General features: G+C 70.2%; 13 protein-coding genes. 7 read left to right on the forward strand and 6 right to left on the reverse strand.

The window, feature by feature from the left end; all coding sequences use genetic code 11:
- Positions 1 to 72 precede the first annotated feature (72 nt).
- On the reverse strand, positions 73 to 2025 hold the full coding sequence (acs, locus tag V5F78_RS17285) for an acetate--CoA ligase (protein WP_394067444.1): 1953 nt from the start codon (positions 2023 to 2025) through the stop codon (positions 73 to 75).
- A 272-nt stretch (positions 2026 to 2297) separates the two neighbouring features.
- Between acs and V5F78_RS17290 the strand changes: the two genes are divergently transcribed.
- Positions 2298 to 2675 carry a DUF423 domain-containing protein gene (locus V5F78_RS17290; protein WP_394067446.1) on the forward strand — a complete coding sequence of 126 codons (378 nt, stop codon included), beginning with the start codon at positions 2298 to 2300 and terminating at the stop codon, positions 2673 to 2675.
- Between the two features lie 227 nt (positions 2676 to 2902).
- Here V5F78_RS17290 and V5F78_RS17295 read toward each other — a convergent pair whose 3' ends face one another.
- Both V5F78_RS17295 and V5F78_RS17300 read right to left on the reverse strand, forming a co-directional pair.
- A complete protein-coding gene (locus V5F78_RS17295) occupies positions 2903 to 3373 on the reverse strand; it encodes a pyridoxamine 5'-phosphate oxidase family protein (RefSeq protein ID WP_394067448.1) in 471 nt (156 codons plus the stop codon).
- An 80-nt stretch (positions 3374 to 3453) separates the two neighbouring features.
- On the reverse strand, positions 3454 to 4140 hold the full coding sequence (locus tag V5F78_RS17300) for a class I SAM-dependent methyltransferase (RefSeq protein WP_394067450.1): 687 nt from the start codon (positions 4138 to 4140) through the stop codon (positions 3454 to 3456).
- A gap of 126 nt (positions 4141 to 4266) precedes the next feature.
- Between V5F78_RS17300 and V5F78_RS17305 the strand changes: the two genes are divergently transcribed.
- Positions 4267 to 5328, forward strand: coding sequence for a DNA topoisomerase IB (locus V5F78_RS17305; protein ID WP_394067452.1), 1062 nt, complete (start codon positions 4267 to 4269; stop codon positions 5326 to 5328).
- 14 nt (positions 5329 to 5342) lie between these two features.
- On the opposite strand, the gene V5F78_RS17310 is transcribed toward V5F78_RS17305, so the two are convergent.
- Positions 5343 to 5756 (reverse strand): EVE domain-containing protein, encoded by a 414-nt coding sequence (locus tag V5F78_RS17310; protein WP_394067454.1) that lies wholly within the window; start codon positions 5754 to 5756, stop codon positions 5343 to 5345.
- A gap of 175 nt (positions 5757 to 5931) precedes the next feature.
- Here V5F78_RS17310 and V5F78_RS17315 point away from each other — a divergent pair, with 175 nt between their 5' ends.
- Positions 5932 to 6231: an antibiotic biosynthesis monooxygenase family protein gene (locus tag V5F78_RS17315; protein ID WP_394014365.1), complete on the forward strand. Its 300-nt coding sequence runs from the start codon at positions 5932 to 5934 to the stop codon at positions 6229 to 6231.
- A gap of 60 nt (positions 6232 to 6291) precedes the next feature.
- Here V5F78_RS17315 and V5F78_RS17320 read toward each other — a convergent pair whose 3' ends face one another.
- Positions 6292 to 7308 carry an NAD(P)H-dependent glycerol-3-phosphate dehydrogenase gene (locus tag V5F78_RS17320; RefSeq protein WP_394067455.1) on the reverse strand — a complete coding sequence of 339 codons (1017 nt, stop codon included), beginning with the start codon at positions 7306 to 7308 and terminating at the stop codon, positions 6292 to 6294.
- Between the two features lie 18 nt (positions 7309 to 7326).
- On the reverse strand, positions 7327 to 8388 hold the full coding sequence (gene tsaD, locus V5F78_RS17325; RefSeq protein ID WP_394067457.1) for a tRNA (adenosine(37)-N6)-threonylcarbamoyltransferase complex transferase subunit TsaD: 1062 nt from the start codon (positions 8386 to 8388) through the stop codon (positions 7327 to 7329).
- Between the two features lie 124 nt (positions 8389 to 8512).
- Here tsaD and hemC point away from each other — a divergent pair, with 124 nt between their 5' ends.
- From hemC to V5F78_RS17345, 4 genes are all read left to right on the forward strand, one after another.
- The gene (hemC, locus tag V5F78_RS17330) at positions 8513 to 9472 is read left to right on the forward strand and encodes a hydroxymethylbilane synthase (protein ID WP_394067459.1); all 960 of its coding nucleotides are present in this window, start codon (positions 8513 to 8515) and stop codon (positions 9470 to 9472) included.
- Positions 9473 to 9485: 13 nt separating this feature from the next.
- Positions 9486 to 10223, forward strand: a complete 738-nt coding sequence (locus V5F78_RS17335; RefSeq protein WP_394067461.1) for a uroporphyrinogen-III synthase — start codon at positions 9486 to 9488, stop codon at positions 10221 to 10223.
- A gap of 77 nt (positions 10224 to 10300) precedes the next feature.
- A complete protein-coding gene (locus V5F78_RS17340; protein ID WP_394067463.1) occupies positions 10301 to 11659 on the forward strand; it encodes a COG4223 family protein in 1359 nt (452 codons plus the stop codon).
- Positions 11656 to 13242 carry a heme biosynthesis protein HemY gene (locus tag V5F78_RS17345; protein WP_394067465.1) on the forward strand — a complete coding sequence of 529 codons (1587 nt, stop codon included), beginning with the start codon at positions 11656 to 11658 and terminating at the stop codon, positions 13240 to 13242. Before V5F78_RS17340 ends, V5F78_RS17345 begins: the two co-directional genes overlap by 4 nt.
- Positions 13243 to 13252: the final 10 nt, after the last annotated feature.

Raw genomic sequence — 13252 nt, forward strand, 5'->3', positions numbered from 1 at the left:
AAATCCCCGGCACAAACGAAAATGCCCGGGCCAAGCCCGGGCACTTCGAAATCTCAGGCGCAGAAGGAGAAATCAGGCGGCGGTGCGCTTGTTCTGGCGATTGTGCACCAGATCGTCCACCACCGTGGGATCGGCCAGCGTCGAGGTGTCGCCCAGGCTCTCGAACTGGTCTTCGGCGATCTTGCGCAGGATGCGGCGCATGATCTTGCCGGAGCGGGTCTTCGGCAGGCCGGGCGCGAACTGGATCAGGTCCGGCGAGGCGATGGGGCCGATTTCCCGGCGGACCCAATTCACCAGTTCCTTGCGCAATTCCTCGCTCGGCACTTCCCCGTCCATCAAGGTGACATAGGCGTAGATGCCCTGGCCCTTGATGTCGTGCGGGAAGCCCACCACCGCCGCCTCGGACACTTTGGGATGGGCGACCAGCGCGCTTTCCACTTCCGCCGTGCCCATGCGGTGGCCGGACACGTTGATCACGTCGTCCACGCGGCCGGTGATCCAATAATAGCCGTCGGCATCGCGGCGGCAGCCGTCGCCGGTGAAATACTTGCCGGGATAGGTGGAGAAATAGGTCTGCTCGAAGCGCTCATGGTCGCCATAGACGGTGCGCATCTGCCCCGGCCAGCTGTCGGCGATCACAAGATTACCCTCGCAGGCGCCCTCCAGCACCTTGCCTTCCGCATCCACCACCTGGGGCTGGACGCCGAAGAACGGGTTGGTGGCCGAGCCGGGCTTCAGCGCGGTCGCGCCCGGCAGCGGGGTGATGAGGATGCCGCCGGTCTCGGTCTGCCACCAGGTGTCGACGATCGGGCAGCGGCCCTCGCCCACCACGCGGTGATACCATTCCCAGGCTTCCGGATTGATCGGCTCGCCCACCGAGCCGAGCAGGCGCAAGGACGCGCGCGAGGTCTTCTTCACCGGCTCCTCGCCACTCTGCATCAGCGCGCGGATGGCGGTGGGGGCGGTGTAGAAGATGTTCACCTTGTGCTTGTCGATCACCTCCCAGAAGCGGGAGTTGCTGGGGTAATTGGGCACGCCCTCGAACATCAGGGTGGTCGCGCCGTTCGCAAGCGGGCCATAGACGATATAGGAATGGCCGGTCACCCAGCCGACGTCCGCGGTGCACCAATAGACGTCGCCCTCGTGATAATCGAAGACATATTGGTGCGTCATGGAGGCATAGACGAGATAACCGCCGGTGGTGTGCAGCACACCCTTCGGTTTTCCGGTGGAGCCCGACGTATAGAGGATGAACAGCGGGTCTTCCGCGTTCACATGCTCCGCCGGGCATTCGTCGGTCACCATGTCGGCGGCCTCGTGATACCAGACGTCCCGGCCCGGCTCCATGTCCACCTTGCCGCCGGTGCGCTTGACCACGATGACATGGTCCACCCCGCCCTCGATCCGGGCGATGGCGGCGTCCACATTGGCCTTCAGCGGCACCTTGCGGCCGCCACGCAAGCCCTCGTCGGCGGTGATGACGCAGCGCGATTCACAATCCGAGATGCGGCCCGCGAGGCTGTCGGGCGAAAAGCCGCCGAACACCACGGAATGGATCGCGCCGAGCCGCGCGCAGGCCAGCATGGCATAGGCGGCCTCGGGGATCATGGGCATGTAGATGGTGACGCGGTCGCCCTTCTTCACGTCGCGATTGCGCAGCACGTTGGCGAAGCGGTTCACCTGCTCGGACAGCTCGCGATAGGTGATGGTGCGGGATTCGGAGGGGTCGTCGCCTTCCCAGATGATCGCCACCTGGTCGCCGCGCTCGGCCAGATGCCGGTCCACGCAATTATAGGCGACGTTGGTGATGCCGTCCTCGAACCATTTGATCGAGACCGCGCCGGGTTCGAACGAGGTGTTCTTCACCGTGGAGAAGGGCTCGAACCAATGGATGCGCTTGCCGTGCTCGGCCCAGAAGGCGTCGGGGTCGGAAACGGAGGCCTTGTACATGGCCGCATATTCGGCGGCGTCCACGAAGGCACGTCCCTGCCATTCGGACGGGACCTGATAAATAGCGTCGGACATGGTGCTGACCTCCCCTTCGTGCGTTGGCGTCTTGCGCGCCACATCAGAGCCGCGCGGCGCCGGATTTGTGTTTGCTTGACGCGATTATGGTGAGCGGCTTGGCCCTTCACAAGGCTGGGGCGAGGCAGACTTTGGACCAAGAATACTTTGGTTCTAGACGACGATTCCGCTTCGCGCACCCGGCATCGGGCCATATCCCTGCGTCGCCGCGCGCAGTGCGGCGCGCAGCGCGGATCGCTATAAACCGGCCATATGATCCTAGGATGGCATTGATGACCCTGTGGCTTCGCTCCCTGCTTTGTGTTTCCGGCCTTTATGGCGCCGCAGGTGTGGGAGCCTCCGCGGTGGCGGCCCATCTGGCGGGCGGGGCCTCGCTGGCCACCGCCGCCCAATTCCTGCTGTTCGGCGCCCTCACGCTTGCGTGCTCGGCGGCGCTCTGCGCGAAGCTGGAGCGCGGGCGCACGTCCATTCTCGTTGGCGCTTCGGCCATCGGCCTCGGCACCCTGCTGTTTTCCGGCGATCTCGCGCTAAGGGCCTTGATGGAGGTCAAATTGCTGTGGGGCACCGCGCCCACCGGCGGCACATTGATGATCGCCGGCTGGCTGGTGTTCGCCATCGGCGGGGCGCGGGCCTCCTGGCCGAAGCGCTGAGGCGAGAGCCTCAGCTTAGGGCGCGGCGCTGAGGCGAAAGCCTCAGCTTGGGGCGAGGCGCTGAGGCGAGAGCCTCAGCTTGGGGCGAGGCGCTGAGGCGAGAGCCTCAGCTTAGGGCGCGGCGCTGAGGCGAAAGCCTCAGCTTGGGGCGAGGCGCTGAGGCGAGAGCCTCAGCTTGGGGCGAGGCGCTGAGGCGAGAGCCTCAGCTTGGGGCGAGGCGCTGAAGCTCAGAGCCGCAGCTTGGCATTCTCGCCGAGATCGGCGCGTTTCTCGCCGATGATGGCGGCGGCCATCTTCACCCCGGTCATGAGGGTGGAATCGCCCTGCCAATATTCCGCCTGTTCCGGCCGCACGCGCAGCAGCACGGCATTGGGATCATCCGGTCCGCCGGGAAAATACGCCTCCATGGCATTGTTCCAGATCTGCTTCAGCTTGGCCGGGTCGCGCACCACCTCCGCCGGCCCGGAAACGGACAGGTAGAAATGATCGCCCGGATCGGCGAACGCGACGCACACCTGCGGATCGGCGCGGATCTCCTCGTCCTTCGAAGCGCGGGCATCGGTGACGAACCAGATGGCATGGTCCTCCTCCCGCGCCACCGGCGCCATGGGGCGGGCGCGCAGGCGGGAACCGTCGCGGTCGATCAGCATGCAGGAATGGCGATCGGCCATTTCTTCCCAAAGCTCGTGGCTATCCATGGTGCATCTCCTCTTGGGGGCTCCAGGGCCAACGAATAGGGGCGGCAGGGGGTTCCCGCGGCACTTGCGTTGGCGCGCCCTCAGCGCGGCCGCCACACGCAGGTGCGCTTGATCTCCATGTCCTCAAGCTCGCGCGTCACCGGCACGGAATATTCCGCCAGTTGCTCCAGCTCCGCCTTGGGCAGGTAGGATCGCCCGGGATCGCCGATCAGCACGATTGCGCCGCGCCGCGACAGCGCTTTGAGCCAGGCGAAGACCCGCTCCGCCAGGTCGCGCTCATAGCAGATGTCGCCGGCAAGCACCGTGTCCCACCCCTCGTCCGTGCCGACCAGATCGGTGCCGCGCACCTCCACCGCGACGCCGTTGGCCTGCGCGTTCAGCGCGATGGCCGCGAGCGCATAGGCGTCGATGTCGGCACAGACCACGTGCGCCGCCCCCGCCCGCGCGGCGGCCAGGCCCACGAGGCCGGAGCCGGAGGCGAAATCCAGCACCCGCCGCCCCGCGACCAGTTCGGAATTGTCGAGCACATGGCGCGCCAATGCCTGCCCGCCCGCCCAGGCAAAGGCCCAGAACGGCGGGGGCAGGCCCATGGCGCCAAGCTCCTCCTCGGTGCGCTGCCAGAGCGGCACCGCCTCGTCGGCCACATGGAGGGAGAGTTCGGGCACCAGAGGTACCAGGCGCAGCCGCGTCTCCGCGCGCACGAAGCCGGCGGGATCACGGGTGGCGGGATCGCGGGCGGCGGGAGAGGGGGAGATGGGATCGGTCACACCGCCGACCTTGGCCGCACGCGGCATCCGCCACAAGGAAAACCGCTGGCGAACGCCGGGAACTTCGCGGCATCCCCCGCATTTTCAAAGGGAAAGCCGGCGCCCGCCGGCTGCCGGGTTGCCGCCATGAACCGCCGTCCCTCCCAGATGACCCGCCTTGCCCGCAAAGCCGGACTCGTGCTCGTCGGTCCCGATGACCTCACATGGTCGCGCCGCAAGGCCGGGACCGGCTTCTCCTACCGCGACGAGACCGGCGCGCCGATCCGCGATCCGGAGATCGTATCCCGCCTCGCCGCCCAGGCGGTGCCGCCCGCCTATCGGGACGTGCGCTATGCGCCCGATCCGCGCGCCCACCTCCAGGCCATCGGCCGCGATGCGGCGGGACGGCTGCAATATCGCTACCATCAAGATTGGGAACAGGTGCGCGAGGTGCTCAAGGCCCGGCGGCTGGCGAAGCTGGCCGATGCCCTGCCGGCCCTGCGGCGTGCGCTCGGCCGGGCGCTCGCGGAGGCGGACGCCGACCAGGACCCCACCAAGGACTTCGCCCTCGCCGCGGTGATCGAGCTGGTCGCCCTCACCGCCATCCGCGCGGGGGGCGAGGCCTATGCCCGCGCGCACGGCACGCGCGGCGCCACCACCTTGCTGAAATCAAACGTCACCCGCGACGGCGACAAAGTCGTCATCCGCTTCAAGGCCAAGGGCGGGCAGAAGGTGGAGAAGGAGGTGTGCGTCCCGCGCTTTGCCCGCGCCATCGACCGCCTGCACCGCCTGCCGGGGCGCCGGCTGTTCCAATATCGCGACGCAGACGGGGCGATCCGACCGGTGCGGGCCGGCGATGTGAACCGGGCACTGAAGGCGATGTCCGGCGCGCCCATCTCGCTGAAGGATTTCCGCACCCTCGTCGCCTCCGCCAGCGTGCTGGAGACTCTCGCCCGGGCGGTGCCCGCCGGCAGCGCCCGCGCCCGCCGCTCCCAGGTGCTGGAGGCAGTGCGCGACGCCGCCGAGGCGCTCGCCAATACGCCCACCGTCTGCCGCAAGAGCTATGTGCACGGCACCATCGTCACCGCCTTCGAGGACGGTGTGCTGGAGCGCTTCTCCGCCACCTTGAAGGGCTGCCGTTCACCCGCCCGGCGCGCCGAGGTGCTGGCGCAGATCGTCGCCACCTCGCGGCTTGAAGCGGCGGGGTGACGACGGAGGTCCACTCAATCCTGCGCGAGCGCCAGCACCAAGTCCCATTCCTCGTCCGTCACCGGCTGCACCGAGAGGCGGGAGAATTTCACCAGCGCCATCTCCTGGAGACGGGGATCGGCCTTGATGGTTTCCAGCGATACCGGCGCCTTGAGCGGCTTCACCGCCTTCAGGTCCACCATCACGAACTTGCCCGTGGGGTCGGAGGGGTCGGGATAGGCCTCGCGGATCACCTCGACGATGCCGACGATCTCCTTGCCCTCGTTGGAATGATAGAAGAATCCCTGCTCGCCCAGCTTCATGGCGAGCAGGTTCAGCTTGGCCGAATGGTTGCGCACGCCATCCCAATGGGTGCCCTTCGCGCCGGCTTTCACCTGCATCTCCCACGACCATTTGAACGGCTCGGATTTGTAGAGCCAGTGGGCCATCGCGAAACTCCAGACGCCTGAATGCGCACGCTTCTGCTCTAGCGAGAGCGTGGGGCGATTGGCAAGCCGGCGGAAGGCCGCGCGCGCCGCGTGCAGCGCCCGGCATTTTTTCCGCGCGGGGCAGTTGTGCACGGCTTGTCGCCTGATACCGTCGCCTCCCTTTTGGGAGGAATATATGGTCTACGAATTCGCTCACATCGAAGTTAAGCCCGGCCAGGAAGCCGATTTCGAAGCCGGCGCGACCAAAGCCGTTGCCCTGTTCCAGAACGCCCGCGGCTGCCGCAGCATGCGCGTCGACCGCTCGATCGAGTCGCCGACCCATTATACGCTGGTGGTGGAATGGGAGACCGTGGACGACCACATGATCCATTTCCGCGAATCGCCCGCCTTCAAGGAATGGCGCGCGCTTGTGAGCCCCTATTTCGTGTCCGGCCCGCAGATGGAACATCGCCACACGGTGGTGAAGGGCTTCTGATCTTTTCACCCCGCGTCCCGACCCGAGGCCGCGCGGGCGCCAAAACCGCCGGCGGCCTCGTCATCGGCCGTCGGGCGCGCCCCTGCCGGTCTCGGCGCGCTGCGGGCGGGCCATCAGCGTATCAATCGCCCCGGCGATGGTGAGCCGGCCCGCCAGCACCGCATCGACCGCTGCGCAGATGGGCATGTCGACGCCCCGCGCGGCCGCCATTTCCACCAGCACGCCGGCGGTATAGGCCCCTTCCGCGAGCTTGCCTTCGCCGACGCGGCCCTCACCGAGCGCGAAGCCGAGGGCGAAATTGCGCGATTGCGGGCCGGAGGCGGTGAGAATGAGGTCGCCGAGGCCCGCGAGTCCGGTCAGCGTCTCCGCCTGCGCGCCGAACGCCCGGCCGAAGCGCACCAGTTCAGCAAAGCCCCGCGCGGTCAGCGCCGCACCCGCGCTCGCGCCCAGCCGGCGCCCGGCGACGATGCCGGCGGCGATGGCGAGCACGTTCTTGGCCGCCCCGCCGATCTCCACGCCCCGCACATCGGTGGAATGATAGAGGCGGAAGGTGGGCCCGCCCAGCGCATCCGCCAGCTTCTCCGCCAATGCGGCATCGGCGGCGGCGAGCGTCACCGCCGTCGGCAGCCCGGCCGCAACGTCATGGGCGAAGCTCGGGCCGGAGAGCACCGCCGCGCGGCCGTGCGGCAGGGCTGCGGCAATCACCTCGCTCATGAAGGCGCCGGTTCCGCGCTCGATCCCCTTGGCGCAGGACACCAGCGGCGTTCCCGCCGCGATTGACGGACCAAGCTCCGCCAGCACCGCCCGCAGCGCCTGCGCCGGCACCACCAGCAGCAGCGCGTCACAGGCGATGAGATCGTCGCGCCGCGCGGTCACGTGCACGCCCGGTTCGAGCGCAATGCCCGGCAGGCCGCGCACATTCTCGCGCCGCGCCTCCATGTCCGCCGCCTGATCCGCATTGCGCGCGTAGAGCGTTACGCTGCGCCCGGCCCGCGCCGCCACATTGGCGAGAGCCGTGCCCCACGCGCCGGCCCCCACCACGCCGATGCGGGAAAAAGCGGTTGTCGCCTGCGCCATGTCTCTCAGGCCTCTCTCTCAGGCCTTGGCGCCGGTGGAGGCGGGGTCGAGCGGCCAGCGGGCGCGCGGGCTGATGCTCAAAGGATCGGTGAGCCCGCGCGAGAGCCGCTCGGCCCCCGCCCAGGCGATCATGGCGCCGTTGTCGGTGCACAATTCCGGCGGCGGTACCGCCATGCGCGTGCCGAGATCCACCGCCGTGCGCTGGAGCGCCTCGCGGATCGCGGCATTCGCGCCGACTCCGCCGGCTACCACCAGCGCGGTCGGCCCGCAGCCGACCAGATCGCGGAACGCCCGCGCGCCGGCGCGCACCCGGTCGGCGATCAGATCCACCACCGCCGCCTGGAACGAGGCGCACAGGTCATACACATCCTGGTCCGACAGGGGGGCGAGGCGATCGGCCTCCAGCCGCACGGCGGTCTTCAGGCCCGACAGGGAGAAATCCGGTTCGCGCCGGCCCAGCATGGGCCGGGGAAAGGCGAAGCGGTGGGCATCGCCCAGCAGCGCCATCTGCTCCACCTGCGGCCCGCCGGGATACGGCAGGCTCAGCATTTTCGCCACCTTGTCGAAGGCTTCGCCCACCGCATCGTCGAGCGTGGTGCCAAGCCGGCGATACCGGCCGATATCCTCCACCGCCAGCAATTGGGTGTGCCCGCCGGAGACCAGCAGCAGCAGATAGGGAAAGGCGACGCCGTCGGTGAGGCGCGCGGTGAGCGCATGCGCCTCCAGATGGTTCACCGCCACCAGCGGGCGGCGCGTGGACAAGGCGATGGCCTTGGCGGTGGTGAGGCCGACGATGACGCCGCCGATCAGGCCGGGACCTGCGGCGGCAGCCACGGCGGCGAGATTCGCGAAGTTCAGCCCCGCCGCGCGCATGGCCTCCGCGATGACGACATCGAGCACTTCCACATGGGCGCGGGCGGCGATTTCCGGTACCACGCCGCCATAGGGGGAATGCTCCTCGACCTGGGTGCGGATCACGTTGGCGAGCACGTGGCCAGCCCCGGACGGCGAGCGCGCGACCACGGCCGCCGAGGTTTCGTCGCACGTGGTCTCGATGCCGAGCACCAGCAGATCCGCCACTTTATCCTCCAGACCGGCGCCTGCGCCGGGGGTCGCGCGGCCTGCGCCGCCACGCCGCTCTATGCCATCGCGATTCCGGCTATCATTGTACGCGCCAATGACACAAGAGACGAACCCCTCCCCCATGTCCTCATCCGAGTCCTCTTCCGCCGCGTCGTCCGCCCCCGCGCCCCGCCTTGCCATCGGCACCCGTGGCAGCGCACTGGCGCTGTGGCAGGCCCATGCCGTGCGCGACGCCTTGGCCGCGGCCCTGGGCCGCCCGGCGGACAGCATCGCCATCGAGATCATCCGCACCTCGGGCGATGCGATCCAGGATCGCGCGCTCTCCGAAGCCGGCGGCAAGGGGCTGTTCACCAAGGAGATCGAGGAAGCGCTGCTCGACGGGCGCATCGACCTTGCGGTGCATTCGGCCAAGGATGTGGCGACCTATCTGCCCGACGGCCTGCATCTGGCCGGCTATCTGCCCCGCGCCGACGTGCGCGACGCGCTGATCCTGCGCGAGGGCGCGGGCCTGTCCGACCTCAAGCCCGGGGCCATCATCGGTACCGCCTCGCTGCGGCGCGAGGCGCAGTTGCGGCGCAAGCGGCCGGACCTCCAGGTGCAATTGCTGCGCGGCAATGTGCAGACGCGCCTCTCCAAGGTGCGCTCCGGCACGTTCGACGGCACCTTGCTGGCGCTCGCCGGCCTCACCCGGCTCGGGCTCGCCCATGAGGCGAGCGTGATTCTCGGTACGGACGATTTCCTGCCCGCCGTGGGCCAGGGCGCGGTCGCCATCGAGTGCCGGATCTCGGACGAAGCCACCAATGCCGCCATCGCCGCCATCACCTGCCGCGCCACCGGCATCGCGCTCGAAGCCGAGCGCGCCTTCCTCGCCGCATTGGACGGCTCCTGCCGCACGCCCATCGCCGCGCTCGCGACCTTGGACGGGGAGCGCGTGCGCCTGCGCGGCCTGGTGCTCTCGCCCGACGGGCGCGATGCCGCCGAGGCCGATTCCAGCGCGCCCGCCGCCGACGCCGCGCGGCTGGGCGCCGATTTGGGCGCGCGATTGCGCACCAGCGCGCCTGCGCGGGCGCTCGGCCTGTAAAGCGCGCCCGCGCATGTCCCTCCCCGCCACCCCGCCCCCCACCTCGGGTTCCCGGCGCATCCTGCTGACCCGCCCGGAACCCGGCGCGGCGCGCACGCGGGCGCGGCTCGAGGCGATGGGGCACAATGTGGTGGTCGATCCCATGCTGCGGTTGCAGGAAACCGGCGCGCCGCTACCGCGCGGGCCGTTCTCCGCCCTCGCCTTCACGAGTTCCCATGGGGTGCGGGCGCTGGCCGCGCGGCCGCAGGCGAGCGCGCTGCGCGGCTTGCCGGTATTCACCGTGGGCGCGCGCACCGGCGCGCAGGCGCGGGCAGCGGGCTTTACCCATGTGATCGAGGCGGAGGGGAACGTGGAGGCGCTCGCCGCCCTCCTCGGCGCCCGCCTCGCGCCCGGCGCCCGCATCCTCCACGCCGCCGGCGCCGACCGCGCGGGCGATCTCGCCACCTTGCTCGGCCGGCACCATCTGGCGGTCGCGCTGTGCGTGCTCTACGCGATGAGGCCGGCGCAAAAGCTTGCGGATGCAACGCGCCAGGCGCTGATCGAGGGCCGGCTCGACACCGCTTTGCATTATTCGACGCGCAGCGCCCAAACCCTGCTTCATTGCGTCGCTACGGACGGCATTAAGGAACTCTTACGGGCTTTAAGGCACTTGTGCTTGTCGTCGGCCATCGCCGCGCCGCTGGCCGCTGCCGGCTGCACGGTGCAGATCGCCGAGGCGGCCGAAGAGGACGCGCTGCTGACTTTGCTGTAAGGCAGAGGCAAGCTGCCGGCCGATCGCGGTCAAACATTGTCACCGGCCCGCCGGGAACCAAGAATACGAGGAGGCCCATGGCGCACGACGATCCGACCCGCGAGGATACGGCCCGTCCGAAGGCGGACCCGGCCATCGCCTCTCCCGCGACCGGCCCCGCCGAAGGGGACGCAGCGCTGGCGACGGCGGAAGGCGCCGCAGGCCCCGCAGCCGCGCACGAGACCCCGCCGCCCGCGCAGGTCGACGCGCACGTCGACGCGCCCATGACGCCTTCCGCGAGCGGACCTGGCGCCGAGGCCACGCCCCGCGCCGCGCCCGACGGCACCATGGACGATCCCCTGCCCCCCGCGCCGCCAGAACCCGGCGAAGAAGCGCGCGCGGACGCGCCGGGCACAGATGCGCCCAAGGCCGCCGAAGAGACCGCCGACGAGGCTGCCTTCGAATCGGCCCAGCCCATGCTGATCCCGCCGCCCGCTCCCGCCGCGCGCGGCGCATCGCCCTGGCTCGCGCTGCTGCTCGGCATGGTCGGCGGCGCCGTGGTCGCCGGACTGGTGGTCTATGGCCTGGCCTCCCGCTTGGGAACGGTGCAGGTCAGCGACGAGATTCAACCCCTGACCGCCCGCATTTCCACGCTCGAAGCGCGCGGCGCCGCCGATCCGCGCGCCGTTGCGGCCCTGACCCAGCGGGTGGACAAGATCGAGGCGGCAGCCGCCCAGCAACCCTCGCCGGAACAGCAGCGCGCCGCGACCGCCCAGGTGCAGGCCGACATCGCCAGCTTGCGTACCGGGCAGCAGAGCCTGCAGGGCGCTGTGAAGGACGCGGCGACCGCCGCCGCCGGCGCCGCCCAGCAGGTGACCGCCCTCGGCACCCGCATCGACCAGTCCGCCGCCGCCGCGGCCTCCACCAGCCGCGCGGCCGCCGCCATCGCGGTGCTGGCGGTGCTGAACGATGCCATCGTTTCCGGCCGTCCGTTCGCCGCCGAGCTTGACGCCGCACGCGCCGTGCTCGGCGCCACCGCGGGCACGCTCGACCCCTTCGCCGAAGTGGCGAGCGTCGGTTTTTCGCCGCCGGCGAAGCTCGCGAGCCGGCTGCAGCAGGTCGCCGCCGAGGCGGCATCTGGAGCCCCGGCGGAAGGGACATCCACGGCCGGGAGCGTGGTCAATCGCCTTCTGTCCAGCGCCGAAAGCCTGGTGAAGGTGCGCCCCGCCGACACCGCGCCCACGCCTGAGGTCCAGGCGACACTCGACCAGGCGCTCGCCGCTTTGCGCGCCGGGGATTTCGACACCGCGCTCGCGCGGCTCGATGCACTGCCGCAGGGAACGAAGGACAAGCTCAAGTCCCTGATCGCCGAGATCCAGCAGCGCCGGAACGCAGCCAATGCGGTCGGCGCGCTCTATCTCCAGGCCCTCGCCGCCATTTCAGGGAAAGTGCCGTGATCCGTCTCGTCATCCTCCTCGCCCTGCTCGCCGCCGTCGCGTTCGGCGCCTCCTGGCTCGCCGACCGGCCGGGCGAGATCACCATGGTCTGGCAAGGCTGGCGCCTGGAAACCAGCGTGCCCGTGGCGCTGGCCGCGCTCGCCTTGTTCAGCGGCGTTCTGCTGCTGGTGTGGCGGCTGATTTCGCTGCTGTTGTCCTCGCCGCGCCTCATCGCCCGCTTTTCGCGCCGCCGGCGCCGGGAAAAGGGCTGGGCCGCCGTGTCGCGTGGCCTGCTCGCCATCGGCGCGGGCAATGGCACGGAAGCCAAGAAAGCCAGCCAGGACGCCGCCCGCCTGCTGCCGCACGAGCCGCTCACCCATCTTCTGGCGGCCCAGACCGCCCAGTTCGAGGGCGACCCGGAACTGGCGCGGGCGAGCTTCCGCCTGATGCTGGAATCCCCCGACACCCGCCTGCTCGCCCTGCGCGGCCTGCATATGGAAGCGCGCCGCGCCGGCGATCTTGCCGCCGCGCGCCTGCTGGCGGAACAGGCGACCGAACAGGCCCCGGCGCTCGCCTGGGCGGCCGATGCCGTGATCGAGGCGCGCTGCGCGGAAGGCGATTATCCCGGCGCCCGCGCGGTGCTGGAAAAGCAGATGGCGGCGAAGGGCATCGACAAGGTGCAGCACCGCCGCCGCCGCGCGATCCTGCTCGCCGCCGAGGCCATGGCGGTGGAAATCTCCGATCCGCCGGTGGCCAAGGAACGCGCGCTCGAAGCCGTGCGCCTCGCCCCGACGCTGGTGCCCGCCGCCGCCGTGGCCGGCCGGCTGCTGGGATCGAGCGGGGAATTGAAGAAGGCGCTCAAGATCGTCGAGGCCGCCTATGCCACGACGCCCCATCCCGAACTGGCCGAAGTCGCCGCCCATCTGCGGCCGGGCGATGCCGCGCTCGACCGGCTGAAGCGCATCCGCCTGCTCGCGGCCAAGGCGCCGGCGCACCCGGAAAGCGCGATCGCGCTTGCCCACGCCTGCATCGACGCGCTGGAATTCGGCGAGGCGCGCGCCGTGCTCCAGCCCCTCGCGGCCGCGCCGACCCAGCGCATCTGCCTGCTGATGGCGGAGCTGGAAGCAAGCGAACACGGCGATATCGGCAAGGCGCGCGAATGGGCCGCCCGGGCGGTCCGCGCCGCACGCGACCCCGCCTGGATCGCCGATGGCGTGGTGTCGGAGCAATGGGCGCCGCTCTCGCCGGTCACCGGCAAGCTCGACGCCTATGTGTGGGCCGTGCCGCCGGGCGTTGCCGCGACCCCGATCCTGGAGCATGAGGCCGAGCGCGTGCGCGCCGCCATCGCCGCCATTCCGCCCAAGCCCGTGGCCGCGCCCGAAGCGCCGCCGGCCGAAAGCAACGATGCGGCGGCCGAGCCCGCGACCAACGGCACCACCGCACCGGCCCATACACCCGAGGCAACCAAGAGCGAAGTTGCGAAGGTGGAAACGCCCAAGGCGCAGCCCCTCGTCGCGCTGCCGCCGCTGCCGGACGATCCCGGCCCGGAGCAGCTCGACGACGAAGAGGCGCTCGCGCCCCGCGCGCGTCCCAGCGGCGTGTGAGCAGGCGGGG

It is taken from the genome of Roseixanthobacter glucoisosaccharinicivorans (assembly GCF_043195095.2).
Classification (GTDB): domain Bacteria; phylum Pseudomonadota; class Alphaproteobacteria; order Rhizobiales; family Xanthobacteraceae; genus NCEH01.